Source organism: Streptomyces sp. NBC_01298 (assembly GCF_035978755.1).
Lineage (GTDB): Bacteria > Actinomycetota > Actinomycetes > Streptomycetales > Streptomycetaceae > Streptomyces.
The window spans coordinates 1,408,055-1,432,583 of sequence record NZ_CP108414.1 but is presented as its reverse complement, the minus strand read 5'-3'; the positions used below and the strand labels follow the sequence as shown (position 1 = coordinate 1,432,583).

Genomic DNA, 24,529 nt, shown 5'->3' with positions numbered 1-24,529 from the left:
GGTCGTTCGAAGGGGTCCCGCTGGGGTACCTGAGTCCAAAGCTGTGCTGCCGTCGCCGCCATGTCGCACCCCTCGTGGTCGCCGTCGCTGCGTTGGCAGCAATAGTGACCAGCGGGGATAGGCGTTCCTAGCCTGTTTCCTGTTCCGTCAAGAATCCGTCCCGGAGGCTCTCGATGAAGGTCCGCATTCTGTCGCCGGACAGGGCGACTTGCTCGAACCCTTCGAACTTGCGGACGTACATTTCAACGTCCCGAGGGTCGGTTACGACTACCTCGGCGTGGACCGTTTCTACGGTCACCATCCGGTCGTCACGGATGACGAAGGCGTGGTTCGCGATGTCCGTCTGCGGAGCGGACAGGGGTACGACCCTGATGTCCACGTGAGCCAAGCGGGATACGGAGACGATCCGGTCGAGTTGCGCGGCCATCATTTGCGGCGAGACGATCCGCCACCGAAGCACGGGTTCGGTGATGACGAAGCGGAGCTTCTTCGTGTTGTCGAAGAGGACGGCTTGCCGCTCAAGCCTTCCGCTGATCGTGCGGGTGAGGGCGTCTTCGCTCAGGTTGTGGCGCTGAAGGATGGCCCGGATGTACTCGGGTGTCTGGAGCAGTCCGGGGACCAGGGCGGGCTGGAAGAGCCTGAGCGTGACCATTTGGGCTTCTAGGGCCTTCGCGGCCTGCTGGCCCTTGTGAATGCCGGCCCGCTTGAGGAGGCGCCACGCGGTGGCCGCGCGGGCCGCTTCCGTGTACTCGGCCTTGATGGCATCCGATACGCCGAGGGCCGTGAGGATGCGTTCAACGTCCGTGGCGCTCGGGAGGAGGTTGGCGTTCTCAATCTTGGAGGGCTTGGACGGGGACATGAGGGCGTTGCGGGCTACCGCTTTGGCTTCCTTCCCGGGTGCCTCTCGCAGTGCCCGCAGCGCGGCCCCGAGCTGTGCCTTGTTCACTCGCCGTACTTGGCCCACCAGTCGGTGAACGGTTCCGCGTGAGCGAGTGCCGTTTCGTGGTAGGCGACGAAGCGTTCTGCTTCGGCTGCTGACAGCACCTGTGCGCCCTGGAAGGCGCCCTGGTCGTCGTAGCCCATGACGGCCGTGACCGTGGAGTCGAAGAGCCAGAAGTCCGGAACGCCTTCGAGCGGGTTGGGAGCGTCCGTCACGTCGAGGATGAAGAACTCTTCCCCGCCGGCCATGTTCGTTTGGTAGCCCCAGCCCAACTCGAAGCGGAGGTACTCCGTGAGGGGCCGCCGGAGGACGTGCACGCGGTACACGCGCTTGCCCTCGTGCGCGAGGCCGCGTAGTTCCGCGACCCATCCGGCGTTGTAGCCCTCGGGCTGCGGCTGACCGGCCTGGAAGGCCCGGTAGGCGTCCACGTTCCCCGAGCCGCTGTAGTCGTCCAGGGTCTCCAGCCGGAAGGCTTCGTGCCGGAACCGCTCGAAGAGTTCGGCGAGGGTGCTAGATGAGGCCATCGGCGATGGCCTTCTTGATCAGCTCGACGGGGATCTCGACGAGGGTTTCGTGAGCGGGAATCTTGAGGCCGTGGATGCTCTTATGGATGTCAAGCAGGGGTTGTGAGGTGACTTGAGGTTGCTGTTGCGGCATGGGTAGCGGTCAGGACGCGGAAGATCTCGCGGGCGACGAACCGCTTGAGACAGCGGATGGTCTCCTTCTTGGAGAGGCCTTCTTTGGTGCGTCGTTCCATGTAGTCCTTGGTGCGCTGGTCCCAGCGCAGGCGGCAGAGAACGATCCGGTAGAGGGCCGCGTTCGCGGCCCTGTCGCCGCCACGGTTGAGGCGGTGTCGATGGGTGCGACCGGATGAGGCCGGCAGTGGGGCGACGCCGCAGAGCATCGCGAAGGCCGCCTCGGAGCGGAGCCGGTCGGGGTTGTCGCCCGCGGTGACCAGCAGCTGGCCGGCGACGTCCGGGCCGACGCCGTTGAGCTCGGTCAGGGCCGGGTTGATCTCCTGGGTGAGCGGGGCTATCAGCTCGTTCAGTTCGTCGATCTCCTGGCCCAGGTCGCGGTGGCGGCGGGCGAGGGAGCGCAGGGCGATCTTCGTCGCGGTGACCGGGTCGCCGGCCTGGTCGAGGCTGGGGCGGAAACCCGCGCAGATGGTCAGCAGGTCCTTGTCGTTCAGGTGCCGCAGCATGGTGCGGACTCCCTCTGGCGCGGTGATGATCAAGGTCTTGATCTGCCGGGTGGCGTCGGCCCGCTGCTGGACCGCGCTGCGACGGGCGACCCGCAGGGCCCGCAGGGCCTCGACACGGCCATCACGGGACTTCGGGGTCCCAGTGCGGCGTTCTGCGAGCGCGGCCCGGGCTGCTGCCTCGGCATCGACCGGATCGGACTTGCCCTGCCAGCGACGGGTCTTGCGGTCTGGCCGGTCGATCTCGACCACTGTGACGTCGTTCTCGCGCAGGTAGCGGGACAGGCCGGCGCCGTAGGCACCGGTGCCCTCCACCCCGACCAGGAGCAGGGCACCGAAGGAGCGGAGCCAGGTCAGCAGTGTGCGGTAGCCGACTGTGGAGGCTGGGAACTGGGCCGACCCCAGCACCCGCCCTGCCGAGTCGATCGCGGCCGCGGTGTGGGTGTCCTTGTGGGTGTCGACGCCGCCGGTGACCTCGACCTCATGCTGTGCCATCGTGGATCGTGCCGTCCTCTCCATTCGACCGGGCAGGATGGCACCCGCCGGCCGGGAGGGCGGACAAGACAGTGATGGGGCCTCTGGCCAGGCTCTTATGAAGTCACGTCCCCCGGTCCGGCGGATGCACGTGAGCGTCCCCCGGCCGGAGCCGACAGATCCAGTTGAGGACCCTGAGTCAGTCAGTCGTTGGGTCAGACCCCGCCGGGGAACGCTCCCGTACATCCTCACTGTCAGTCGGCGTTTCCCCCTGGACGAGGAACGTGCCCCTGTCGGTCGCGTAGATCGTCGGGCAGTCCTTGAGGTCACAGGTGCTGATCAGCTTGGTCACCTTCATGGCTTCCGGTTCCCCTCTCCCGTGCGGCGGAGCGCCGCGTTCGATGCTCCCGAGCCAGTGACCCCAGGGTCAAGCGATCACGGTTGAGAGAACGGGAAACCGGCCGTGTCTACGTGCCCTTGATGCCCAACACCTCGTCCAGGTCGTAGCCCACCACTTCCTCAAGCTGGTCGTAGGTGCAGCTCTCAGGGGTCCGGTCGGGGCGCCAGCGGCGCCACCGGGCCGTGTGCCGGAACCTTCCTCCTTCGCCACCATCTACGCTGTTGGTAAGGGTGTCGTAAGCCACCTCGCAGACCCACTCGGGGCGCAGCGGGACCCAGGACAGGTCCTTCTTTCCGGTCCAGCGGCTCTGCGCGCCGGGCAGCCGGGCGTTCTCGTGGGCGGACTCCTCGGCCCAGGCGGCCCACGGGTGGCCCTGGGGGTCGGGCATCCGGAGCGGCTCGAGTTCGTCGATCAGCTCGGCGCGGCGCTTCATCGGGAAGGCGGCGCAGACGCCCACGTGCTGGAGCGTTCCGTGGGCGTCGTACAGCCCCAGGAGCAGCGATCCGACAATCGGACCGCTCTTGTGGAAACGGAAACCCGCGATCACGGCGTCGGCCGTACGCTCGTGCTTGATCTTGAACATGAGGCGGGCATCGGGCCGGTAGGGGAGATCGAGGGGTTTGGCGACGACCCCGTCGAGCCCGGCGCCCTCGAATCGTTCGAACCACTCCCGTGCGAGCGCGGGGTCGGTGGTCGCGGGCGCGAGGTGGACGGGGGGCCGAGCGGTGGAGAGCGTGCGGGTCAGGGCGGCGCGGCGGTCCGCGAGCGGTGTGTCGAGGAGCGCCTCGTCGCCCAGCGCGAGCAGATCGAAGGCCACGAAGGAGGCCGGGGTCGTCTCGGCGAGCAGTTTCACCCGGGAGGCGGCGGGATGGATCCGCTCGCTCAGCCGGTCGAAATCGAGCCGCCCGCCCTGGATGACGACGATCTCGCCGTCGACCACGCAGCGGTCCGGCAGATTGGCCTTCAGAGCCGTCACCAGCTCGGGAAAGTACCTGGTCAGGCTCTTGCCGGTGCGGCTGCCAAGCTCGATCTCGTCCCCGTCCCGGTGGACGATCGCGCGGAAGCCGTCCCACTTGGCCTCGTACTGCATGCCCGGTGGGATCGTGGACACGGATTTGGCGAGCATCGGCTTCACGGGTGGCATCACCGGCAGATCCATGTCTCCGATTCTGGGGCGCCGCGCCCGGGCCCGCTCGGTGTGCGGGTCCGCGCGGGTCCGCCTAACGTGGCGAACATGGGTGCAGCGGGCAAGGCGATCGAGCTGGAGGTGGGCGGCCGGACCGTCCGGCTGTCCAGTCCGGACAAGGTGTACTTCCCCGAGCGCGGTCTCACCAAGGGGGATGTGGCCGCCTACTACCTCGCGGTGGCGGACGGGATCACCCGCGCCCTGCGTGACCGCCCCACCACCCTGGAGCGCTTCCCGGACGGGGTGGAGGGGGAGTCCTTCTTCCAGAAGCGGGCTCCGAAGAACCTGCCCGACTGGATCCCCACCGCCCACATCGCCTTCCCGAGCGGACGCACCGCCGACGAGATCTGCCCGACCGAGCCGGCCGCCGTCCTGTGGGCCGCCAACCTGGGCTGCCTCACCTTCCATCCCTGGCCGGTCCGCCGGGAGGACACCGACCGCCCCGACGAGCTGCGCATCGACCTGGACCCGCAGCCGGGCACCGACTATCACCACGCGGTCGCCGTCGCCCACGAACTGCGCGTACTCCTGGAGGAGTTGGGCCTACGCGGCTGGCCCAAGACCTCGGGTGGCCGTGGCCTGCACGTGTTCGTGCCGATCGCGCCGCGCTGGACCTTCACCGAGGTCCGCAGGTGCGCCATCGCGATCGGCCGGGACCTGGAGCGCCGGATGCCGGGGAAGGTCACCACCGCCTGGTGGAAGGAGGAGCGCGGCGAGCGGATCTTCGTCGACTACAACCAGACGGCGCGCGACCGGACCATCGCCTCGGCCTACTCCATCCGTCCGCGCCCGCACGCCCCGGTCTCGGCGCCGCTGCGCTGGGACGAGCTGGACGAGGCGGAGCCGCGCGACTTCGACATCGTGACCATGCCGGCCCGCTTCGCGGAACTGGGCGATCTGCACGCGGACATGGACGAGCACGCCTTCGCGCTGGACGCCGCGCTGGAACTGGCCGACCGTCACGAGCACGACCACGGCCTCGGCGACATGCCGTACCCCCCGGACTACCCGAAGATGCCGGGCGAGCCCAAGCGGGTGCAGCCGAGCCGCGCGAAGCACGAGGACTGATCGACGGGAGACGGCTCGGACGGCCTAGGCCCGGGGGAGGCGGCGCAGGGCGGCGGTGAAGGCGGAGTCGCGGCGGGCGTCGAACTCCTCCTGGGTGAAGACCGGGGTGCTGACGTCGACCGGGATGCCCGGACCGTCGAAGGTCTTCCCGGTACGGGTCAGGAACTGCTCGTTGGGCAGGCCGAGTTCCCAGCCGTTGGGGAGGGTGCGGCCGATGACGTCGGAGAAGACCCCCTGGGTGGGTTCGCCGATGCGTACCGTCCGGCCGGGGCGCTCCAGCAGGGCCTGGGTGAAGGTCTCGCCCGCGCTCATGGTGGAACCGCCGGTGAGCACGGCGACCGGTCCGGTGTAGCGGGGGCCCCGCGCGGGCCGGACGTACAGGGATTGCGGGCGGGTGAACCGGCCGGCGTCGGCGGGGGCGTTGCGCACGCGCTTGGCGTAGGCGAAGTACGGGCGGTCCGTGAGTCGGCCCGCCAGGCGCAGGCCGAGCTCGTCGGAACCGCCGCCGTTGATGCGCAGGTCGATGACGAGTCCGCGCAGGCGGTCGGTGCGCTCGGCGGTGAAGACGGCGCTCAGGGCACGGTCGAGCTCGGCGCTCTCGGAGGCGAAGTCACCGCTCTCGGTGTAGCCGCCGAAGCCGGAGAGGCGAAGGTAGCCGCGGCCGTCGGGCAGGTCGGCGTAGGAGATGCGTCCCTGGGCGAACTCCCGCGGGGCCCGTCCGTCGAGGTCCACTTCCTGGATGTACGCCTTGACGCGGGTCTCGAGTTCGAGGGTGGGGATCGTGGTGCCCGGGCGGCCCTCGCCGAAGAACCGGCCGGCGCCGTCGGAGAGGTGGACGTGCGCGTCGTGCAGCGGGGCGAGCATCTCCTCGAAGACGGCGAAGAGTTCGTCCTCGGTGGTGCCGGCGTGCACGCGGGGACGCAGGCTCTCGCGTACCGCGTCCCAGTCGACGCCCTTGGCGGCGAAGAAGGGGTAGTTCTCCGCGAAGGTCTGCCAGAACGTGTCGAAGGTGGCGACCGGGTCCGCGGCGGGGCCGGGCTCCTGGGCCTCGCGGCAGCGTTCGGGCAGAGAGGTGACGCGCCGGGTCGCGCGGTCGCCGACCGAGCCTTCGACGTGCACCGATCCGGAGCGCACGGTGAGCACCTCGCCGTCCTCGGTGGCGTAGCGGAAGGCCGAGGAGCCGCCGCTGCCCGGTACCCGCCGCGCGCTCGCGCCGGGCAGGCAGCTGATCCCGGTGACCTGGTACTCCTGGAGGCGTCCGGACTCCACGCGGAGCAGGGTGCCGTAGCCGTCGAGCCGCCAGATCCCGACCGGCCCGACCGGCCCGACCGGTCCAGTGGATGGGCGGACCGAGGCGGCGGTGGCTGCCGCGGCGGGGCCCGCTGTGGTGACCGTGAGGGCGAGGAGCACCGCCGCCGCGGCCGCGCGCCGGTGCCGCATGCCTCTACGCGAGCCTGTACCTGTACCTGTACCTGTACCTGTACCTGTACCTGTACCTGTACCTGTCATCGTGCTGTCCCCGTTCGCCGACGTCTCCCTTGACTCGGACCAGGATCCGGGGTCCCCGGGGGCCGGGGACATCCGGCGGCCCACCCGCCCCAGGTGGGGTTACCCCCCGGCCGCGGCCGACCGCTCGGCGAGGACGGTCGTCATATTCCTTGACGCGAGGGGCAGTTCGTCCTGTTTTGCGGATCGACGTCGGCCACCCTCGTCGGTGGGGGCGGCCCTGCCCGCGGAAGCCTGCTCGTGCAATCCATCCATAACAACACGAACGATCGTGCTAATATTGTGCCCATCATCCTGACCAGCCAGCGTCGTCTGGCCACTCTGAGGAGATCCGGAGAACCGGGCATGCACCCCATGGCTTCACTCCTGAGCACGACCCTCAACATCACCGCCCGGGTCGCCCCGGGCCCGGTCGGGCGGGTGGCGTTCGCGCTGTTCGTGCGGCCGCTCGGCCGGCCGAAGGTGAAGCCGGGCGAGGCGGAGGTCATGGCCCGGGCCGTGACCGGGCGGCTCGTCGTGGACGGGATACCCGTGACCACGTACCGCTGGGGCGACGGCGCCCGGCCGGTCCTCATCGTGCACGGCTGGACCTCGCGCGCCTCGCGCTTCGCCGGGTTCGTCGAGGCGCTGCTGTCCGAGGGCCGCACCGTGGTCTCCTTCGACGCGCCCGGCCACGGCGAGTCCGGCGGCCGGGCCACCACCATCCTCCGCCAGCGCGAGATCATCCGCCGACTGCACGAACGGCACGGGGAGTTCTCGGCCGTCCTGGCCCACTCCTTCGGAGTGGTGTCCACCTTCTTCGCGCTGCGGGACGGGATCCGGGCCGACCGGATCGCCGGCATCGGCGCCATCGCCGAATTCGACTTCCTGGCCGAGCGGTTCCGCGCCATGCTGGGCCTGAACCAGGCCGTCGAGGACGCCATGCGGCGCCACGTCCAGCGTCGGCTGTTCCCGGCCGAGCCGGACATCTGGCCCCGCTTCGACGCGTGCCGCAACCCCGAGGAGATCCCCTCGGAGATCCTGCTCGTGCACGACGCGGACGACGACACCGCCGCACCCGGCCAGTCCCGCGCCCTCGCGGCGGCCTACGGGGAGCGGGCCCGCCTGATCGAGACCAGCGGACTCGGTCACCGTCGCATCCTCCTCGACCCCGAAGTCATCGCGACCACCGTCGAGTTCCTGAGCGGGGCCCCCTCCACAGCCCCCTCCGAGGCCCCCTCCGCAGCCTCCTCCCGTACCCGTACGGCGAGCCCGGCCGAGACCGCGGGAGCCACCCCATGACCTCCACCCGCCCCGAGCCCACCGCCTCCGCAACCGTTTCCGTTTCCGGGGGACCAGGGGCCGAGGGCGGCCCCGGCGGCGGGCGGGTGCTCGCGCTCGCCAGCGCCGTCACCTTCCTCGCCTTCCTCGACGCCACCGTCGTCAACGTCGCCTTCCCCGACCTGCGCCGGGCCTTCCCCGAGGTGTCGCTGCCCCGTCTGACCTGGGTCGTCAGCGCCTACGCCGTACTGTTCGCCGCCCTGCTCGCCGCGGCCGGCCGGCTCGCGGACACCCTGGGCCGCCGGTCCCTCTTCCTCGGCTCGACCCTCGCCTTCACCCTGACCTCGCTCGCCGCCAGCGCGGCCCCCACCGCCGACCTGCTCATCGTGGCCCGCGCCCTCCAGGGAGCGGCCGCCGCCGGGATGATCCCCGCCGCGCTGGGCCTCGTGCTGGCCCACACCCCGCCCGCCCGCCGGGCCGCCGCGCTCGGTGCCTGGTCGGCGGCGGGCGGACTGGCCGCGGCCGTCGGCCCGAGCATCGGCGGACTGCTCGTCGAGTGGTGGGACTGGCGCGCGATCTTCCTCATCAACGTCCCGCTCGGCCTGGCCGTCGGCTGGGCCGCCGCCCGCGTCATCCCCCGGGAGCCCCGCACCGGGCGCCGGCTCCCCGACCCCGTCGGTACGACCGCCCTCGCCCTCGGCATCGCGGGAGTGGTGGCCGGGCTCTCCCAGGGCACGGAATGGGGCTGGACCGACCCGAAGGTGCTCGCGCTGGTCATCGGCGGCGCCCTCGCGGGCATCCTCGCGCTGCGCCGCTCGCGCAGCCATCCCGCCCCGGCCGTCGACCGGGACCTGTGGCGCGAGCCGCTGTTCGCCCGCGCCAACATCGGCGCCCTGCTCTTCGGCGCCGCCATGTACGCCTGGCTGCTGACCGGCCCGTCCTACCTCATCGAGCGCTGGAACTACTCAGTCCTGCAAGCGGGCTTCGGCGTCACACCGGGCGCCGTCCTCGCCATGGCCGGCGCGCTCGTCGTCGGGCGGCGGGTGCCCGCCCGTCTCCAAGGGGCCGCCGTCACCGTCGGATCGCTGCTCTTCGCCGCCAACGCCCTGCTGCTGTGGGGCTGGGTCGGGGAGTCCTCCTCGTACGCCCAGATCTTCCTGCCCGCCGGACTCCTCGGCGGCCTCGGCATCGGGATCGTGGTGACCGCGCTGTCCACGACCGCCTCGGCGGGACTCCCGCCGCAGCGCTTCGCGGCCGGAACCGGCCTGCTGATGACGGCCCGGCAGCTCGGCGGGGCGCTCGGCGTCGCCGGTACGGCGGCCCTGCTCACCGGGGCCGGTACGGGAGACCACTGGCGCGGAGTCTTCCTGCTGATCGCGTTCAGCGCGCTGGGCGCGGCGGTCGCGGGGGCCTCGATGCGGCTCAGCGGTCCGGCGAAGCCGACGGCGCCGGCGCGGCCGGGAGGCTGACGGCCGGGGCGTCGCCGGCGGAGAAGCCGGCGACCGGGAACGCGAGTACGGGCGGCCGCTCCGGGAGTTCCTCCGGGGCGGCCGTCGCCGCGCGCAGCCGGGCGAGGATGCCCCGAGCGGCCCGGTCGTAGGCCGTGGTGTCCTCGTGCAGCACGGAGTGGGCGTTGGCCAGCTCCATCATCGCCATGATCTCGAACGCGAGCTGCTCGACGTCCACGGCCGCGGCCGGCTCGCGGAACCCGCCCGCCAGCCGGGCCTCGTCCAGCAGCCGCTCGATGTACCGCGTCCAGTCGGTGCGGATCGTGGCGATCTCGTCGTGGACGGGGCCGGGACGGGAGTCGAACTCGGCCGAGGCGGAGTAGAAGAAGCAGCCGCCGGGAAAGACCCGGCGCCCGGAGTAGCCGAGCCAGCTCTCGCACAGGCGCCACACCTTGGCGAGGCCGGGGGGCTCGTCCCGTACGGGCCGGACGACCTGCTCGACGAAGACGGCACGGGCGGCCTGCACCGTGGCGAGCTGCAGCTCCTCCTTCGAGCCGAAGAGGGCGAACACACCGCTCTTGCTCAGCCCCAGATCGGTGGCGATCTTCCCCAGGGACAGCCCTTCCAGGCCGTCCACCGAGGCGATGCTCATCGTCCGTTCCAGGACGGTCCGCCGCGTCTGGTTCCCGCGCTCCACGCGTCCGTCTGCCATGCGGCCATGGTACCGAAGTCATCGCACGCACGGTCGTTCACTCTGTGCTGTTGATCAGGCGTTGATCGGACGTCCATCACTGACGGACAGGCTCTGCGGCATGTCGATGAACACCACCGATACCGCCACCGCCACCCCGGCCTGGTACGAGCTCGCCCTCTGCGCACAGACGGGCCCGGGCTTCTTCTTCCCGGAGCCCGGCTCCTCGCTGCGCGACGCCAAAAGGCTCTGCGGGGCCTGCGAGGGACGCAAGCCCTGCCTGGACTACGCGCTGACCAACGACGAGCGCTTCGGCGTCTGGGGCGGCCTGTCCGAATCCGAGCGCCAGGCCCTGCGCCGCCGGCCCTGACCGCCGGCCCTGACAGGGGGCGTCACCCCAGCAGTTCCAGGATCCGCGAGGTCCCGCCGCCGCCCGGCCGACCGGGCGGCCGGGGGCTCGGGTCGGCGAAGGCGATCGTGTGCGCGACCGCCTCCAGGATGGCGGCGTACGCGTCGGCGTGCTCGGTGGCCGCGCTGGTGAGGTCGAGCAGGAGCAGGTGGTGTCCCTCCGGATGCGCGGTGACGGCCCTCGCCTGGAACAGCCCACGGCCGCCGGTGCCGGGCCCGGGGAGGACCCCGCAGACGAGGGCGCAGGGGAGGCCCGAGGCCAGATCGAGGAACCTGCGCGTGGCGCCGTTCCCGGGGGTGGCCCGGGCGAGGGCCAGGGCCGTGCGTGCCACGGCGGCCCCGGCTCCGGCGTCTTCGGCGGGCCGGACGGCGAGGGAGAACAGCGAGGTGGAGACGGTCTCCGGGCCCTCGGGGTGGAGGCCGACCGCGCTGTGGAGCAGGGACAGGCCGGGCTGAGCGGCGAGTGCGTCGAGGCAGTCCATCAGCCGGGCGAGCTGCGACCCCGCACCTGCGGCGTTGCCGTCGCCGGAGCCGCCCGGCGCCTCCAGGGCCGCGGCGACCTCCTCCAGGGCGCCCCGGTCCCCTGGGCCGATGTCGTGGAAACCGGGAGGCAGCCGGAACCAGACGGGCGGAACGGGCGGAACAGGCGGGTACGTCACGGCGGTCACGGCTGCACCAGCGTCCACAGCCGGGCCGTCTTCGCGGCCGTCGACGGACCGTCCTCCACGACGAGACGGGTACCGTCCACGGCCGTGGAGCCGCGGTCCACGGACTCGTCGTCACCGGTGTAGTCGGCGGCGGCCGTGGCCGCTCCGGTGGCGGCCACGCCCACCGCCACCCGCTCCCTGACCTCGGGCGTCGACGACCGCAGTGCCCAGGCGGCGAGCGGGCTCTCCACCTTCCGCAGCTCGTCCGCGGTGTTCCACGTCGTACGGGCGAACGCGCCCGCGCCCGGCGAGACCCCCGCCAGGGCCCCGGCCTCCGGGATCGCCATGGCCGCGCGGGCCGCGACCGTACCGGCCCGTGCGCCCGAGGCGACCGCGGCCACGCCCGGAACGGCGCCGAGGCCGTCACCGAGCAGGGTCACGCCGTTCTTCCAGAAGGCGGCGTCGAACTTGCCGCGGGTCAATCCGTCGGTCAGCGGCTTGCGGAAGCCGGGGTCCGCGAGGTGCGCGGTCAGGGCGGCAAGCGAGAGCCCGCCCGCGACCAGCATGACGGCCATGCCGGCCGGCGGGAAGAAGAGGGCGACGGCCGCACCGGCGGCTCCCAGGATGGCCGCGGCGTTGGAGAGGGCGTCCGCCGGATCGTTGACGATCTTGTTCCAGACGGACTCCAGCATCCCGGGCTCCTTCGGCGCCAGCCGCTCCGCCGTCGCGGTCAGCGTGTCCGCCACCCGGCGGGCCGCCGCCGAGTGCTCCGAGGCCAGTTCGCCGGCCAGCCGGCGGGCGTCGGTGCGGGCCTGGTCGGTGGTGGCCGAGGCGGCCCGGGCCGCGTAGTCGTCGGCCAGGGTGCGGTGGGCGGCCAGCGTGTCGTGCCAGCCGGTCAGCCGCCGCGCCGCCTCCGCCAGGGAGGTGTGGGCGGCGTGGAGGTGGCGGGGCAGGTCCCGTGACAGCGTGGCGCGGAAGGCGGTGGCGGCCTCGCCCTGCCAGGAGGAGCTGTGGGAGACCAGGGCGTCGACGACGCGGGAGGTCTCCGCGAGGGAGTCGGCCGAGGAGCGGAGCTTCTTCGTCAGGGCCCGTACCGCGTCCGGGTTGCCCGGGGCCGGATCGAAGCCGAGCGCGGCGTAGCCGGCCGAGGCCGCGGGGGAGTCAGCCACGGGTGGCCGCCGCCTGCCGGAAGGCCGCGCGGATGGCCTCGTCCAGCTCGGCGTACTCGGCGGCGCTGCGGCGCACGCCCTCGCGGACGGTCTTGATCCGCCCGGCGAGCTCCTTGGTGCCGTGGCCCCATCTCTCCTGGAAGCCGTCGCACGCCGCGTCGAGGTCCGCCGTGCCCAGCTGGTCGGCCCGTACGTGCTCCAGCTCCCGCCGGGCCTCGCGCAGGGCGGCCAGGGAGGTGTCCAGGGCGTTGCTGAGGCGGGCCAGCTGGTCGATCTCGACCTGGAGCGGCGTCACGGCGGTCATGGCGGTCATGATGAGAAACCCTGGCAGAGCGGGGCTCTGCCAGGGCAATCGTCGTCACCCGCCCGAGCGAGCGGAAACCGGTCAGGCCTTGCGGGCCGCGATGCGCGCCGCGCGGGCGGCGAGCCGCTCGTCGAACTTGCGGGCCTCGGAGTCCAGGCCGTCCATGAAGAGGCCGAGCTCCTCCTGGGCCTTCTGCCCGTCGGGGCCGAGGCCGTCGATGTCCATGATCTTCAGGAAGCGGATCACGGGGCTCAGCACGTCGTCGTGGTGGATCCGCAGGTTGTAGACCCCGCCGATCGCCATCTGCGCGGCCATCCGCTCGAAGCCGGGCATCCCGTGTCCGGGCATCCGGAAGTCGACGACGACGTCCCGCACGGCCTGCATCGTCAGGTCCGGAGCGAGCTCGAAGGCCGCGCCCAGCAGGTTGCGGTAGAAGACCATGTGCAGGTTCTCGTCCTGCGCGATGCGGGCCAGCATGCGGTCGCAGACCGGGTCACCGGACTGGTGGCCGGTGTTGCGGTGCGAGATGCGGGTCGCGAGCTCCTGGAAGGCCACGTACGCCACGGAGTGGAGCATCGAGTGGCGGTTGTCGGACTCGAACCCCTCCGACATGTGCTGCATCCGGAATGCCTCGAGCTTGTCCGGGTCCACGGCGCGCGAGGCCAGCAGGTAGTCGCGCATCACGATGCCGTGACGGCCCTCCTCGGCGGTCCAGCGGTGCACCCAGGTGCCCCAGGCGCCGTTGCGGCCGAAAAGCGAGGCGATCTCGTGGTGGTAGCTGGGGAGGTTGTCCTCCGTCAGCAGGTTGACGACGAGCGCGATCTTGCCGATCTCGGTCACCTTGGACTGCTGCGGGTCCCAGGCTTCGCCGTCCTCGAAGAAACCGGGGAAGTTCCGGCCGTCGCTCCACGGGACGTACTCGTGGGGCATCCAGTCCTTGGTGACCTTCAGGTGGCGGTTGAGTTCCTTCTCGACCACCTCTTCCAGCGCGAACAGCAGCTTGGCGTCCGTCCACGCCTCCGAGCTGCCGAGGTGGGGAGAGGTGATCGTCACGGGTACTCCTGAGTGCAAAAGAGACTTACCTACGGTTCCGTAGCCTACGGAGTCGTAGGTTAAGCGCGACATCAAGACCAGCCAAGCCCCATGGGGACTTCTGTCTGGTTACGTCACGTTATCTATGCAGTTTGAGGGGGGTGTGGAGTGGCCTGAAAGGACTAAAGTCACGCCAGCAGGTGGTCCGCGGCTCCCGCCTTGACGGCCGAGATCAGTGCACGGAGCGCGTCGATCGAGTCGGTGACGTAGGTCCCGGACCCGGTGGTTCCAATGTACGCCTGCCCCTCGGCGTCGCGCCCGAAGCGGAAACAGTTGGCCCCCTCGCTGCAGAACGCCTCGTCCCAGGCGATGCCCGCCGTCGCGGACGCGGTCGCCGGGGTGGCCGTGTCGGTCGGGGTGGTGGTCGTCGTGCCCATGTCGTTCTCTCGTCTCCTCGTCGGATCCGGCTCGGTGGTCAGTCGGTCAGCCGGTCGGCGGTCGGTCCGGTCAGAGGGTCTGTGCGATGGCGCGGATGAAATCGCGGGAGTCGCGGGCCGGCAGCGCCAGGGAGCGCAGCCGCTCCAGCAGGCCCCGGTAGCGGAGCAGCTTCATCTGCGAATCCAGCAACATCGAGCCGTGCGAACTGTCCAGCTGCACCGTGTCCAGCTCGCTGATCGTGGCGGCCGCGTACGTGAAGGACTGGCCGGCGCCGGGGAACCCGCCGGCGGAGAACGGAATCACGCGCACGGTCGTACGCGCCCGCTCCGACTGCTCCAGTATGTGTTCGAGCTGTGCCCGCGCCACCTTCGGACCGCCGAACTGCATGCGCAGCGCCGCCTCGTGCACGACCGCCTCGTACAGCGGCGGTGCCTCGCGCGCGAACACCTGCTGACGGTGCATCCGCAGGGCGAGCCGCGCCTGCAGGTCGGGCTCGGGCAGTGGTGGATCGGCGGTGTCGAAGACCGCCCGCGCGTGCGCCTCGGTCTGCAGCAGGCCGGGTATGTGCGTGGTCACGGCGGTGTGCAACGCGGCGGAGTGGTGCTCCAGTTCGCAGATGTCCAGCAGCGCGGGCGGCAGCATCCCCCGGTGCTGCTCCCACCACCCCTTGTCGCGCTCCTGGGCCATCGAGGCGAGCAGGTCGACCAACGCCGTGTCGGGGCAGTCGTAGTTGAAGGCGAGGGTGCGGACACGCTCGGCGCCGATCGCGATCCGGCCGGATTCGATGTTGGGGATCCTGGTGCGGTCCACCCCCATGAGCGCCGCGGCCTGCTGCACCGACATGCCCGACTGCTCGCGGAGTTTGCGCAGCTCGGAGCCCAGGCGCTGCTGGCGTGCGGTCGGCGTACTCCGCGGTGGCACGGGTCCCCCCTCCTCCGGCCGGGGCATGCGGGAGTGCCCTCACGAGTCCGGATATGACATGAGAAAACATCAAGTCGTCATACAAGTAGTAGCACTGTGCACCACGTTGCGCTACGGTCGGTAGCGCAAGTCTCACACGGGGCGACCTCCAGCTCTTGTATGACCACACGGCGATCAGCGCTTTCGGCACCTCAGAACCTTGGAGCAGCACGATGACGGGCACTCTCCGTGGCCTGCGGTCGGTCCACGAGTTCCGGCAGGCCCCGCCAGGGGCGGAGAAACTGAGCTATTCCATAGGCCTGCCGGGCGGTGCCCACTGTGCGGGCAGCGCCCGGGCCACCCTGCGCTCGCTGCTCGACCGGCACGGACTGCCCGACCTGTGCGACAACGCGGCGCTGGCCGCCTCCGAACTCGTGGCCTGTGCCTATCGGTTCACGCCCGACAAGGAGATGGTGCTCAAGGTCCGCTGGCAGTTCGACGCGCTGCGGATCGTCGTCTTCGACCAGCACCCCGCGCACTCCTCGCCCGAGGCGAGCGAGGAGTGCCGGCGGCGCCGCAGCCGCGGGATGTGGCTGCTGTCGGCGGTGGTCGAGGCCTGCGGCGGGGACTGGGGGCTCACCCCCGTGCTCACCCCGATGGGCGGCACCAAGTCCTGGGCGTTACTGCCTTTGCCGCGCTGACGCGGGCCACCCGTCGTCCCGGCTCACCCGTGCGGCAGCCGTCCCGGCTCACCCGTGCCACAGCGACCGGTGGACCTCCTCGGCCGTCGTCGGCCGCAGCCCGTCGTCGAGCAGCAGCCACCGGGTGATGCCGATCGACTCCAGGAACGGCACGTCATGGCTCGCGACCACGAGCGCCCCTTCGTAGGAATCCAGGGCGTCGGTCAACTGCCGTACGGATCCCAGGTCCAGGTTGTTCGTCGGCTCGTCCAGCATGAGCAGCTGCGGGGCGGGCTCGGCGAGCAGCAGCGCCGCCAGCGTCGCCCGGAACCGCTCGCCGCCCGACAGCGTGCCCGCGGGCTGGTCCGCCCGCGCGCCCCGGAACAGGAAGTGCGCGAGCCTCGCCCGGATCAGGTTGTTCGTCGCGTGCGGGGCGAACCGCGCCACGTTCTCCGCGACCGAGCGGTCGTCGTCCAGTACGTCGAGCCGCTGCGGCAGGAACCGGGCCGGGACATGGGTCACCGACTCGCCCGACAGCGGGGCCAGTTGTCCCGCGATCGTGCGCAGCAGCGTGGTCTTGCCCGAGCCGTTGGCCCCCACCAGCGCGATCCGCTCCGGACCGCGCAGCTCCCACTCGCCCTCGATCGCGGCCCCGTGTACCGGGTGCAACCCGCTCAGGGTGAGCACGCGGCGGCCCGGCGGGACCTGGGTGGCGGGCAGTTTGATCCGGATCTCGGCGTCGTCGCGGACCGCCAGCTCCGCCTGGTCGAGGCGTTCCTCGGCCTCGGCCAGCTTCTCGGTGTGCATGATGCGGTGCTTGCCCGCCGATTCCTGCGCCGACCGCTTGCGCGCACCCATGACGATCTTCGGCTCGCGCTTGGTGTCGAACATCTTCTGGCCGTACCGCTTTCGCCGGGCCAGCTTGGCGTGGGCCTGCGCCAGTTCGCGCTTCTGGCGCTGTACGTCACCCTCCGCTACCCGGACCATCCGCTCGGCCGCCTCCTGCTCGGCCTCGAGCATCTCCTCGTATTGCGTGAAGTTGCCGCCGTACCAGCGGATTTCGCCGTCGCGGAGGTCGGCGATCTGGTCGACCCGGTCCAGCAGTTCCCGGTCGTGGCTGACCAGGAGCATCACCCCGGACCAGGATTCGACGGCCGCGTACAGCCGGCGCCGGGCCCGCAGGTCGAGGTTGTTGGTGGGCTCGTCCAGCAGCAGGACGTCCGGACGGCTCAGCAGCAGGGAGGCCAGCCGGAGCAGTACGCACTCCCCGCCCGACAGTTCGCCGGTGGTGCGGTCCAGTCCGATGCCGCCGAGCCCGAGCTGGTCGAGCGTGGCCAGGGCCCGTTCCTCCACGTCCCAGTCGTCGCCGATCGCGGTGAAGTTGGCCTCGCTCGCCTCGCCCGCCTCGATGGCGTGCAGGGCGGCCCTGGCGGTGTGGATGCCGAGCGCCTCGTCCACCCGCAGGGTGGTGTCGAAGGTGACGGTCTGCGGGAGCTGGCCGACGGTGCCGGCCACGGCCAACTGGCCTTCGGTGGGCGTCAGTTCCCCGGCGACTAGTTTCAGCAGGGTGGACTTCCCGCAGCCGTTGCGACCGATCAGGCCGGTGCGGCCGGGGCCGACGGTGAGCTGGAACCCCTCGAAGACGGGTGTTCCGTCGGGCCAGTCGAAGGACAGGTCGGCGCAGGTGACGAAGGTGGGAGCAGGACTCATGGAGGCCTCCAGGTTGCGTGAGTGGTGAGTGCAACGCGGGGGAGACACAGCGGACCGCGACAGAAGGCGGTGGGTCGGTGTCTCGGACCTCAGAGAAGCAACGTCCTGCTCCGTTTCGACGGCGATGGGGCGTCTACGAAGCTACGGCGCGGCGGAGCCGTCGGCAAACGAATTAAACGAGGGAGGCGGGGGCTTCAGCAGGAGTCGCGCATCAGCTCGGCGAGGCTCTGGTCCATGTCGAGGTACAGGTGCTCCAGGCCAGGGGGCACGATCGTCGAGGCCCGCTCCAGGAAGCGGTGCAGCTCGGCCGTCACCATGAGCACGATCGCGACCCCCTCGGGGGCGTGGAACTCCACGGTGGTCCGGTCGGCGTCGTACGGGCGCACGCGCACGTCCCCGCAACCGGACGGGCGGTCCAGTCCGGACTCCAGCAGCTCCCGCGAGAAGGTCCAGGAGACCTCGATGCCCTCCAGCGTCGCGGGTGCGGGGAAGGCCATCCGGACGGCGAAGGGATCCGACCGGTCGTAGCAGAGCGTGACGGGCACGGTGTCGACCTTCGGCGCGGTGGCGATCAGTCGGGCCTGCACGGCCTGCTCGATGACAGTGATCAAGGCTCGCTCCCTTGCGGCGGATCTCGTGCCGGACCGCGGGGTGGGGGTCCGGCAACGGGATAGACGCGCGATGAGGCGAATCCGTGCACGCGAACCGGAGTGAGCTGTGTCACCGAATGGCCTGAACACGCCTGTGTGATCGCACAGGGTGATGGGTGGCGCGGGGATCCGGGGCCCGCCGACAGGCCCCGGAGGGGTTCCAGTAAGGCCGGTTCCCGCTCACTCCACAGGCCCAAAGCCAGGGAACCGGGCCTAGAACTCCGGGCTCTCCCGTACCGTCGCCAGGTCCGCCGAGGTCTTCGTCGCGATGAACTCGGTGATCCGGTAGGCGCAGACCCCGGCCACCGTGAAGGGGTCCCCGGCCGCGATCTTCTCGATCTCCCGGCGGGAGACCCCGCCGGCCAGGATCATGCCCCCGTCGCGCGGGACCTTGCGGCCCGAGGCGAGGAAGATGCCGGCCGCGTAGTAGCCGTCCAGCCAGGCGATGTGCGCGTCCATCTCCTCTTCGACGTCTTCGACGGGCGCGGTGTAGGTGAGCTCCATGACGAACATGATCGCCAGGCTACTCTCGCACCACTATGACGAGTGCGAAGACTCCCGCCGACGAGGCCGAAGCCAAGGCGATACAGGATGAACTGCGCGGCAGGGTCGTCCTGACCGAAAACGGACCCCCGCCCGGAGAAGGGCTGATCGCCGGGGTGGACGTGGCCTACGACGACGAGCGCGACCTCGTGGCCGCGGCCGCCGTCGTCCTCGACGCCGCCACCCTGCGCGTCGTGGAGGAGACCACCTCCGTCGGCCGCGTCAGCTTCCCCTACGTACCCGGACTGCTCGCCTTCCGCGAGCTGCCGACCGTGCTCGCCGCGCTGGAGTCGCTGACCGTCACGCCGGACCTCGTCGTCTGCGACGGCTACGGGCTGGCCCACCCGCGCCGCTTCGGGCTCGCCTGCCACCTCGGGGTGGTCACCGGGATGCCCGCCATCGGCGTCGCGAAGAACCCCTTCACCTTCACCTACGGGGAACCGGGCGCCCGGCGCGGAGACCTCTCCCCGCTCCGCGCACCCGACGGCGAGGTCGTCGGGCGGGCGCTGCGCACGCAGGACGGGATCAAGCCCGTGTACGTATCGGTCGGCCACCGGGTGTCCCTGGACAACGCGTGCGCGCACGCCCTGGCGCTGAGCCCCCGCTTCCGGATCCCGGAGACCACCCGGCACGCCGACTCCCTGTGCCGACGGGCCCTGCGCGAAGCCACGGCGTAGGGGCCGCGCCGCGGCCGCCCGGGCCGGTGCCTCAGTCGGAGGCCGCCACCCGGAAGCGGATGCCCGCCTTCTGAAGCCGGTCCAGCAGGGCGTCGCCCATCGCCACGGCGGTGGTCAGCTGGCCGGAGCGCTCGGGCAGGGCGTCGTAGGCGAGGCAGAGCGCGGATTCCGCGAGCATCTTCGCGGTCTCCCCGTACCCCGGGTCGCCGCCCGAGACCTCGGTGAACACCCGGCGGCCGCCGCCCTCGCCCACGAACCGCACGCTGAACCAGCTGCGGGCCCGGCGCTCCGCGTCCGGGCCCTGGCCCGGCTCCCAGCGGTCGGCGAGCCACTGGCGCACCGGCGGGATCTGCGCGAGGGCGGCCACCCCGCCGATCGCCGCCGTACCGCCCACGGCGACGGGCAGGTGCCGTACGGAGGCGTAGTGCCGGTAGCGGAAGTCCGGGCCGTACCGCTCCAGCGCCGCCGCCGACCGGGCCACGACCTGGACGTCCAGGACGGGCATCGGCAGGGCCCAGGTGCCGGTCTCCCGGCTGAAGCGCGGCGCGCCCACGGGGACCCGTACCCGCCGGCCCAGCAGCCGGGGCTCGTGCATGCGGCGGGCGCGGGCGGCGGACAGGTTCTGCGGTCCGCGGCCCAGCGCGGTGAGCACGGTGGTGAAGGTGCCGCCCGAGAAGAGGGCGTTGGAGCGCACGAACGCGTCCACGGTCAGCGGGACCCCGGCCGGCAGCTGTGCGACCGTGAAGTACGCCCCGAGGTCGGCCGGGATCGAGTCGAAGCCGCAGGCGTGCACGATCCGGGCACCGCTCTCGCGGGCCCGAGCGTCGTGCTCGACGTACATCCGGTCCACGAACTCCGGCTCGCCGGTCAGGTCCAGGTAGTCGGTGCCCGCCGCTGCGCAGGCGGCCACCAGCGGGGCCCCGTACCAGACGTACGGCCCCACGGTCGTGGCCAGCACCCGGGTGGAGGCGGCCAGTTCGCGGGTCGCCGCGGCGTCCTGGGCGTCGGCGCGCAGCAGCGGCAGGTCCGCGCAGCGCGGGTCGAGGGCGGTCAGCCGCTCGCGCAGCCGCTCCAGCTTCGCGAGGTCGCGCCCCGCGAGGGCCCAGCGGCAGTCCGCGGGGGCGTTCACCGCGAGGTACTCGGCGGTCAGCGCCCCCACGAACCCGGTCGCGCCGAAGAGCACGAGGTCGTACTCCCGTTCCGCGATGCGGGGTTCGTGCCGGCCAGCTGCGTTCATCGGGAGCCTCCCAGACGGTGTCGGTGGTCGCTGAGGCTAGCGGGTGTCCGTCGCGCGGCCGTGTCGGGGGCCTGTTCGCAGTCAGGATCCGAAAGAGACGGCCTAGTGACCTGAGTCAGAGATTCGGTGGCAGTAGGCGGCGACTTTGTCGAGGATCTCGTCGGCTGTCTTCGTCCAGAGGAAGGGCTTGGGCTGGTCGTTCCAGTCGGCCAGCCATGAACGGATGTCGCGCTCGAGAGCCTGGACGGAGCGGTGGACTCCACGCTTGAGCTTCTTCTGGGTGAGCTCGGCGAACCACCGCTCCACCAGGTTCAGCCACGACGCACTCGTCGGTGTGAAGTGCAGGTGGAACCGCGGGTGTGCCAGCAGCCATTTCTTGATGTCCGGCGTCTTGTGGGTCGCATAGTTGTCGAGGATCAGATGGATCTGAAGATCCGCCGGCACTTCTTTGTCGATCTTGGCCAGGAACTTCTTGAACTCGGCGGCCCGGTGGCGGCGGTGGAGAGACCCGATGACCTTGCCGGTGGCGACCTCCAGGGCCGCGAAGAGGGTGGTTGTGCCGGCGCGGATGTAGTCGTGACTGCGGCGCTCTGGAACGCCAGGCATCATCGGCAGGACCGGCTGGGACCGGTCCAGGGCCTGGATCTGCGACTTCTCATCCACGCAGAGGACCAGAGCCTTCTCCGGCGGGTCCAGGTAGAGGCCGACCACGTCGCGGACCTTGTCGATGAACAGCGGGTCCGTCGACAGCTTGAACGTCTGCGAACGATGCGGAGCCAGCGCGAACGCCCGCCAGATCCTTGAGACCGTCGACTGCGACATTCCCGTGGCCGCGGCCATCGACCTCGTCGACCAGTGCGTCGCGTTCTTCGGCGTCTCTTCCAGTGTTTTGACGATCACCCGCTCGACATCAGCGTCGGTGATCTTCCGCGGGACACCCGGCCGCGGCTCGTCGCCCAGCCCGTCCAGGCCGTGCTCCAGAAACCGCCGCCGCCAGGTGCGGACCGTGTCCGGCGCGATCCCAAGCCGCCGCGAAACTTCCATCACCGAATGCCCGCCCGCGCACTCCAGCACGATCCGCGACCGCTGAGCCAGAGCCTGAGCTGTCGAACGACGACGTAACCAGCCCTCCAGCACAGCACGCTGGGCATCAGTCACCGACAACGGCGGAATCTTCGGACCGGGACGACTCATGCCGAACTAACGACAAACCTCAGACTCAGGTCACTAGCGTGGAGGGGGACGGTCCGTGCGATCGGTGCGGCCCGCGGTGAGTGGAGGTCCGCGTGAAGGCTGGGGTGCGCAAGTGGGAGGCGGTCCGGGAATTCGCCCTCGGATTGCCGCAGGCGCGGGAGGAGTTCCCGTGGGGTCCCGAGGACTGCGTGGTGAAGGTCAACAAGAAGATCTTCCTGTTCCTCGGGAACACGGACGGTCCGTCGCCCGGGATCTCCGTGAAGCTCAAGGACGAGGCGCTGCACGGTCACGCCATGACCGCGCCCGGCGCGGAGCCGACCGGATACGGGCTGGGGAAGGCCGGCTGGGTCTCGCTGCCGCTGGGTGAGAAGGGGTCGCCCTCCGCCGAGGTGCTGTGCGAATGGGTGGAGGAGAGCTACCGGACCGTCGCGCTCAAACGGGACCTCAAGGAGCTCGACGCGCGAACCGGCTAAGCGCTTGCTCTTGTGCTCCGTGGAACAGGTTCCTAGCATCACTGGTGTTACATCAGTTGTGTCACACAGTGGCGGCAGTGGTGCCACCGGATGCTGGGGGCTCGATGGCAGTGACAGGGAACGTGACGGGGAGCGTGCCCGCAAGCGGCGGGGGGCCGCTCGCGGGCGTGCGCGTCGTCGAGCTGGCGGGCATCGGGCCGGGCCCGTTCGCCGCCATGGTCCTCGCCGACCTGGGGGCCGACGTGGTGCGGGTGGACCGGCCCGGCGGCGGCGGACTGGCCGTGAACCCTGCCTACGACATCACCAACCGCACCAAGCGCTCCGTCCTCGTCGACCTGAAGTCCGCCGACGGCCCGGCCCGCGTGCTGGACCTGGTCGAGCGCGCGGACGTGCTCATCGAGGGCTTCCGGCCCGGGGTCGCCGAACGGCTCGGCGTGGGACCGGCCGACTGCCACGCCCGCAATCCCCGGCTCGTCTACGGCCGGATGACCGGCTGGGGTCAGGACGGCCCGCTCGCCCACACCGCCGGGCACGACATCGCGTACATCGCGGTCACCGGCGCCCTCGGCATGATCGGCAACCCGGGCGAGCCCCCGGCCGTCCCCGCCAACCTGGTCGGCGACTACGCCGGCGGCTCGCTCTACCTCGTCATCGGCGTCCTCGCCGCCCTCCAGCACGCCCGCACCCCCGGTGGTACGGGCCAGGTCGTGGACGCGGCCATCGTCGACGGGACCGCCCACCTCACCGCCATGATCCACGGGATGATGGCCGCCGGCGGCTGGCAGGACCGGCGCGGGGCCAACCTGCTGGACGGCGGCTGCCCCTTCTACGGCAGCTACGAGACCTCCGACGGCGGGTACATGGCGGTCGGCGCGCTGGAGCAGCAGTTCTACGACACCTTCGTGGAACTCCTCGGCATCAAGGACGAGGCCCCCGCCCGCAAGGACCTGGCCCGCTGGGGCGAGCTCCGCGAGGCCGTCGCAGCGCGCTTCAAGTCCCGTACCCGCGAGGAGTGGACGGCCGTCTTCGCGGGCACCGACGCCTGCGTGGCGCCCGTGCTCTCGCTGCGCGAGGCCCCGCACCACCCGCACCTGGCCGCCCGCGGCACCTTCGTCGAGGCCGCCGGCATCACCCAGCCCGCCCCCGCGCCCCGGTTCTCCGTGACCCCGGCCACCGCGGTGGGCGGACCCGCGCTGCCCGGCGCGCACACGGAGTCGGTGGCTGCCGACTGGGGCGTACCGGGACTGCTCGGCAAGGAGGGCTGATGGAACTGTCCATGATGCTGGACTACGCGGGGGACCCCCGCCGGGCCGCCGACGAAGCCGCGGCCCTGGAGGCGGCAGGTCTCGACGCCGTCTGGGTGGCCGAGGCCTGGGGTTTCGACGCCCCGACGATCATGGGGTACCTGGCTGCCCGGACCGAGCGGATGAAGATCGGCTCGGCCATCCTCAACGTCTACTCGCGGACCCCCGCCCTCATCGCCCAGACGGCGGCGGGCCTGGACGCGATGTCCGGCGGCCGGGCGATGCTCGGCCTCGGGGCGTCGGGCCCCCAGGTGGTCGAGGGCTGGCACGGAAAGCCGTACGACAAGCCCCTCGGCCGGACCCGCGAGACGGTCGAGCTGTGCCGGCGCATCTGGCGCCGCGAGACCATCGACCACCACGGCATCACCGACATGCCGCTGCCGCCTTCGATGGGCGGCCGGCACGGCAAGCCGCTGAAGATGCTGACCCGTCCGGTCCGCGCGGACATCCCGGTCTACGTGGCCTCGCTCGGACCGGCCAACGTACGGCTGACGGCCGAGATCGCCGACGGCTGGCTCCCCACCCTGTTCGTGCCGGAGAAGGCCGACGCGGTGTGGGGGAGCGCCCTCGCCGAAGGCGCCGCCCTGCGCGCGCCCGAACTCGGCCCGCTCCAGGTCGCGGCGGGCGGACTGCTCGCCATCGGCGAGGACGCGGCGGCGCTGCGGGACCTCGCGCGGCCGCAGATCGCCCTGTACGTCGGCGGCATGGGCGCGGTCGGCAAGAACTTCTACAACGACCTGGCCGTCGCCTACGGGTACGGGGAGGAGGCCCGCAAGATCCAGGAGCTCTACCTCTCCGGGCACAAGCGCGACGCCGCCGCCGCCGTACCGGACGAACTGTGCGAGCTCACCACGCTGTGCGGGCCCGAGGGTTACGTGCGCGAGCGCGTCGATGCCTTCCGGGAAGCGGGAGTGACCATGCTCAACGTGACCCCCGTGGGACCCGATCCGGCCCGGCTCGTCGACACCGTCAAGAACTGGCTCTAGGAGGCC

General features: G+C 71.3%; 26 protein-coding genes. 9 read left to right on the top strand and 17 right to left on the bottom strand.

Features of this window, described 5'->3' with window-relative positions; all coding sequences use genetic code 11:
* Positions 1 to 127: 127 nt before the first annotated feature.
* The 4 genes from OG730_RS06575 to OG730_RS06560 all read right to left on the bottom strand — a co-directional run bounded on the left by OG730_RS06575 (position 128) and on the right by OG730_RS06560 (position 4,171).
* On the bottom strand, positions 128 to 946 hold the full coding sequence (locus tag OG730_RS06575) for a helix-turn-helix domain-containing protein (protein ID WP_327303307.1): 819 nt from the start codon (positions 944 to 946) through the stop codon (positions 128 to 130).
* On the bottom strand, positions 943 to 1,464 hold the full coding sequence (locus OG730_RS06570) for a DUF6879 family protein (protein WP_327303306.1): 522 nt from the start codon (positions 1,462 to 1,464) through the stop codon (positions 943 to 945). Before OG730_RS06570 ends, OG730_RS06575 begins: the two co-directional genes overlap by 4 nt.
* 89 nt (positions 1,465 to 1,553) lie before the next feature.
* A complete protein-coding gene (locus OG730_RS06565) occupies positions 1,554 to 2,657 on the bottom strand; it encodes an IS110 family RNA-guided transposase (RefSeq protein WP_442814818.1) in 1,104 nt (367 codons plus the stop codon).
* A gap of 422 nt (positions 2,658 to 3,079) precedes the next feature.
* A complete protein-coding gene (locus tag OG730_RS06560) occupies positions 3,080 to 4,171 on the bottom strand; it encodes an ATP-dependent DNA ligase (protein WP_327303305.1) in 1,092 nt (363 codons plus the stop codon).
* A 75-nt stretch (positions 4,172 to 4,246) separates the two neighbouring features.
* Between OG730_RS06560 and ligD the strand changes: the two genes are divergently transcribed.
* The gene (gene ligD / locus OG730_RS06555; RefSeq protein WP_327303304.1) at positions 4,247 to 5,266 is read left to right on the top strand and encodes a non-homologous end-joining DNA ligase; all 1,020 of its coding nucleotides are present in this window, start codon (positions 4,247 to 4,249) and stop codon (positions 5,264 to 5,266) included.
* Positions 5,267 to 5,290: 24 nt separating this feature from the next.
* Here ligD and OG730_RS06550 read toward each other — a convergent pair whose 3' ends face one another.
* Positions 5,291 to 6,706, bottom strand: a complete 1,416-nt coding sequence (locus tag OG730_RS06550; protein WP_327303303.1) for a S41 family peptidase — start codon at positions 6,704 to 6,706, stop codon at positions 5,291 to 5,293.
* Positions 6,707 to 7,126: 420 nt separating this feature from the next.
* Here OG730_RS06550 and OG730_RS06545 point away from each other — a divergent pair, with 420 nt between their 5' ends.
* Positions 7,127 to 8,053 carry an alpha/beta fold hydrolase gene (locus tag OG730_RS06545; RefSeq protein WP_327303302.1) on the top strand — a complete coding sequence of 309 codons (927 nt, stop codon included), beginning with the start codon at positions 7,127 to 7,129 and terminating at the stop codon, positions 8,051 to 8,053.
* Positions 8,050 to 9,501, top strand: a complete 1,452-nt coding sequence (locus tag OG730_RS06540; RefSeq protein WP_327303301.1) for a DHA2 family efflux MFS transporter permease subunit — start codon at positions 8,050 to 8,052, stop codon at positions 9,499 to 9,501. Before OG730_RS06545 ends, OG730_RS06540 begins: the two co-directional genes overlap by 4 nt.
* Here OG730_RS06540 and OG730_RS06535 read toward each other — a convergent pair.
* Complete coding sequence (locus tag OG730_RS06535; protein WP_327303300.1) at positions 9,455 to 10,192, bottom strand: TetR/AcrR family transcriptional regulator; 738 nt, start codon at positions 10,190 to 10,192, stop codon at positions 9,455 to 9,457. The genes OG730_RS06540 and OG730_RS06535 overlap by 47 nt on opposite strands.
* Positions 10,193 to 10,292: 100 nt before the next feature.
* Between OG730_RS06535 and OG730_RS06530 the strand changes: the two genes are divergently transcribed.
* A complete protein-coding gene (locus OG730_RS06530; RefSeq protein WP_327303299.1) occupies positions 10,293 to 10,541 on the top strand; it encodes a WhiB family transcriptional regulator in 249 nt (82 codons plus the stop codon).
* Between the two features lie 22 nt (positions 10,542 to 10,563).
* On the opposite strand, the gene OG730_RS06525 is transcribed toward OG730_RS06530, so the two are convergent.
* The 6 genes from OG730_RS06525 to OG730_RS06500 all read right to left on the bottom strand — a co-directional run bounded on the left by OG730_RS06525 (position 10,564) and on the right by OG730_RS06500 (position 15,090).
* Entirely contained in the window at positions 10,564 to 11,247 is a 684-nt protein-coding gene (locus tag OG730_RS06525) for a hypothetical protein (protein ID WP_327303298.1), read from the bottom strand.
* Complete coding sequence (locus tag OG730_RS06520) at positions 11,244 to 12,395, bottom strand: hypothetical protein (RefSeq protein ID WP_327303297.1); 1,152 nt, start codon at positions 12,393 to 12,395, stop codon at positions 11,244 to 11,246. The genes OG730_RS06525 and OG730_RS06520 overlap by 4 nt, the downstream gene beginning before the upstream one ends.
* Entirely contained in the window at positions 12,388 to 12,699 is a 312-nt protein-coding gene (locus OG730_RS06515; RefSeq protein WP_327303296.1) for a DUF6317 family protein, read from the bottom strand. Before OG730_RS06515 ends, OG730_RS06520 begins: the two co-directional genes overlap by 8 nt.
* A gap of 81 nt (positions 12,700 to 12,780) precedes the next feature.
* Positions 12,781 to 13,752, bottom strand: a complete 972-nt coding sequence (locus OG730_RS06510; protein WP_327303295.1) for an acyl-ACP desaturase — start codon at positions 13,750 to 13,752, stop codon at positions 12,781 to 12,783.
* 167 nt (positions 13,753 to 13,919) lie between these two features.
* The gene (locus OG730_RS06505; protein WP_327303294.1) at positions 13,920 to 14,168 is read right to left on the bottom strand and encodes a hypothetical protein; all 249 of its coding nucleotides are present in this window, start codon (positions 14,166 to 14,168) and stop codon (positions 13,920 to 13,922) included.
* 70 nt (positions 14,169 to 14,238) lie between these two features.
* A complete protein-coding gene (locus OG730_RS06500; RefSeq protein WP_327303293.1) occupies positions 14,239 to 15,090 on the bottom strand; it encodes a helix-turn-helix domain-containing protein in 852 nt (283 codons plus the stop codon).
* 212 nt (positions 15,091 to 15,302) lie between these two features.
* Between OG730_RS06500 and OG730_RS06495 the strand changes: the two genes are divergently transcribed.
* The gene (locus OG730_RS06495) at positions 15,303 to 15,770 is read left to right on the top strand and encodes an ATP-binding protein (RefSeq protein WP_327303292.1); all 468 of its coding nucleotides are present in this window, start codon (positions 15,303 to 15,305) and stop codon (positions 15,768 to 15,770) included.
* Between the two features lie 48 nt (positions 15,771 to 15,818).
* Here the strand turns inward: OG730_RS06495 and OG730_RS06490 are convergent, their stop codons facing one another.
* From OG730_RS06490 to OG730_RS06480, 3 genes are all read right to left on the bottom strand, one after another.
* Positions 15,819 to 17,459, bottom strand: a complete 1,641-nt coding sequence (locus OG730_RS06490) for an ABC-F family ATP-binding cassette domain-containing protein (RefSeq protein WP_327303291.1) — start codon at positions 17,457 to 17,459, stop codon at positions 15,819 to 15,821.
* Between the two features lie 194 nt (positions 17,460 to 17,653).
* Complete coding sequence (locus OG730_RS06485) at positions 17,654 to 18,070, bottom strand: spore wall synthesis regulator SsgD (protein ID WP_327303290.1); 417 nt, start codon at positions 18,068 to 18,070, stop codon at positions 17,654 to 17,656.
* Between the two features lie 252 nt (positions 18,071 to 18,322).
* Positions 18,323 to 18,622: a YciI family protein gene (locus tag OG730_RS06480; protein ID WP_327303289.1), complete on the bottom strand. Its 300-nt coding sequence runs from the start codon at positions 18,620 to 18,622 to the stop codon at positions 18,323 to 18,325.
* Between the two features lie 26 nt (positions 18,623 to 18,648).
* On the opposite strand from OG730_RS06480, the gene OG730_RS06475 reads away from it, so the two are divergent.
* Positions 18,649 to 19,329: an endonuclease V gene (locus OG730_RS06475; protein WP_327303288.1), complete on the top strand. Its 681-nt coding sequence runs from the start codon at positions 18,649 to 18,651 to the stop codon at positions 19,327 to 19,329.
* Positions 19,330 to 19,360: 31 nt separating this feature from the next.
* Here OG730_RS06475 and OG730_RS06470 read toward each other — a convergent pair whose 3' ends face one another.
* Positions 19,361 to 20,566 carry a saccharopine dehydrogenase family protein gene (locus OG730_RS06470; RefSeq protein ID WP_327303287.1) on the bottom strand — a complete coding sequence of 402 codons (1,206 nt, stop codon included), beginning with the start codon at positions 20,564 to 20,566 and terminating at the stop codon, positions 19,361 to 19,363.
* A 102-nt stretch (positions 20,567 to 20,668) separates the two neighbouring features.
* Complete coding sequence (locus OG730_RS06465) at positions 20,669 to 21,760, bottom strand: IS630 family transposase (protein WP_327302643.1); 1,092 nt, start codon at positions 21,758 to 21,760, stop codon at positions 20,669 to 20,671.
* A gap of 80 nt (positions 21,761 to 21,840) precedes the next feature.
* Between OG730_RS06465 and OG730_RS06460 the strand changes: the two genes are divergently transcribed.
* The 3 genes from OG730_RS06460 (at position 21,841) to OG730_RS06450 (ending at position 24,523) form a co-directional block, all read left to right on the top strand.
* Positions 21,841 to 22,233 carry an MmcQ/YjbR family DNA-binding protein gene (locus OG730_RS06460; RefSeq protein ID WP_327303286.1) on the top strand — a complete coding sequence of 131 codons (393 nt, stop codon included), beginning with the start codon at positions 21,841 to 21,843 and terminating at the stop codon, positions 22,231 to 22,233.
* A gap of 104 nt (positions 22,234 to 22,337) precedes the next feature.
* Positions 22,338 to 23,498, top strand: a complete 1,161-nt coding sequence (locus OG730_RS06455; RefSeq protein WP_442814839.1) for a CaiB/BaiF CoA transferase family protein — start codon at positions 22,338 to 22,340, stop codon at positions 23,496 to 23,498.
* A complete protein-coding gene (locus OG730_RS06450; RefSeq protein WP_327303284.1) occupies positions 23,498 to 24,523 on the top strand; it encodes an LLM class F420-dependent oxidoreductase in 1,026 nt (341 codons plus the stop codon). The genes OG730_RS06455 and OG730_RS06450 overlap by 1 nt, the downstream gene beginning before the upstream one ends.
* The last annotated feature ends 6 nt before the right edge of the window (positions 24,524 to 24,529 follow it).

Excerpts from the sequence above, each read along its gene's own strand:
- OG730_RS06560 (WP_327303305.1), bottom strand. The coding sequence starts at position 4,171 with ATGGATCTGCCGGTGATGCCACCCGTGAAGCCGATGCTCGCCAAATCC.
- OG730_RS06455 (WP_442814839.1), top strand. The coding sequence starts at position 22,338 with ATGGCAGTGACAGGGAACGTGACGGGGAGCGTGCCCGCAAGCGGCGGG.
- OG730_RS06490 (WP_327303291.1), bottom strand. The coding sequence starts at position 17,459 with ATGAGTCCTGCTCCCACCTTCGTCACCTGCGCCGACCTGTCCTTCGAC.
- OG730_RS06470 (WP_327303287.1), bottom strand. The coding sequence starts at position 20,566 with ATGAACGCAGCTGGCCGGCACGAACCCCGCATCGCGGAACGGGAGTAC.
- OG730_RS06540 (WP_327303301.1), top strand. The coding sequence starts at position 8,050 with ATGACCTCCACCCGCCCCGAGCCCACCGCCTCCGCAACCGTTTCCGTT.
- OG730_RS06535 (WP_327303300.1), bottom strand. The coding sequence starts at position 10,192 with ATGGCAGACGGACGCGTGGAGCGCGGGAACCAGACGCGGCGGACCGTC.
- OG730_RS06570 (WP_327303306.1), bottom strand. The coding sequence starts at position 1,464 with ATGGCCTCATCTAGCACCCTCGCCGAACTCTTCGAGCGGTTCCGGCAC.
- OG730_RS06475 (WP_327303288.1), top strand. The coding sequence starts at position 18,649 with ATGACGAGTGCGAAGACTCCCGCCGACGAGGCCGAAGCCAAGGCGATA.
- ligD (WP_327303304.1), top strand. The coding sequence starts at position 4,247 with ATGGGTGCAGCGGGCAAGGCGATCGAGCTGGAGGTGGGCGGCCGGACC.
- OG730_RS06480 (WP_327303289.1), bottom strand. The coding sequence starts at position 18,622 with ATGTTCGTCATGGAGCTCACCTACACCGCGCCCGTCGAAGACGTCGAA.
- OG730_RS06450 (WP_327303284.1), top strand. The coding sequence starts at position 23,498 with ATGGAACTGTCCATGATGCTGGACTACGCGGGGGACCCCCGCCGGGCC.
- OG730_RS06515 (WP_327303296.1), bottom strand. The coding sequence starts at position 12,699 with ATGACCGCCGTGACGCCGCTCCAGGTCGAGATCGACCAGCTGGCCCGC.
- OG730_RS06550 (WP_327303303.1), bottom strand. The coding sequence starts at position 6,706 with ATGCGGCACCGGCGCGCGGCCGCGGCGGCGGTGCTCCTCGCCCTCACG.
- OG730_RS06545 (WP_327303302.1), top strand. The coding sequence starts at position 7,127 with ATGGCTTCACTCCTGAGCACGACCCTCAACATCACCGCCCGGGTCGCC.
- OG730_RS06530 (WP_327303299.1), top strand. The coding sequence starts at position 10,293 with ATGTCGATGAACACCACCGATACCGCCACCGCCACCCCGGCCTGGTAC.
- OG730_RS06565 (WP_442814818.1), bottom strand. The coding sequence starts at position 2,657 with ATGGAGAGGACGGCACGATCCACGATGGCACAGCATGAGGTCGAGGTC.
- OG730_RS06495 (WP_327303292.1), top strand. The coding sequence starts at position 15,303 with ATGACGGGCACTCTCCGTGGCCTGCGGTCGGTCCACGAGTTCCGGCAG.
- OG730_RS06505 (WP_327303294.1), bottom strand. The coding sequence starts at position 14,168 with ATGGGCACGACGACCACCACCCCGACCGACACGGCCACCCCGGCGACC.
- OG730_RS06465 (WP_327302643.1), bottom strand. The coding sequence starts at position 21,760 with ATGAGTCGTCCCGGTCCGAAGATTCCGCCGTTGTCGGTGACTGATGCC.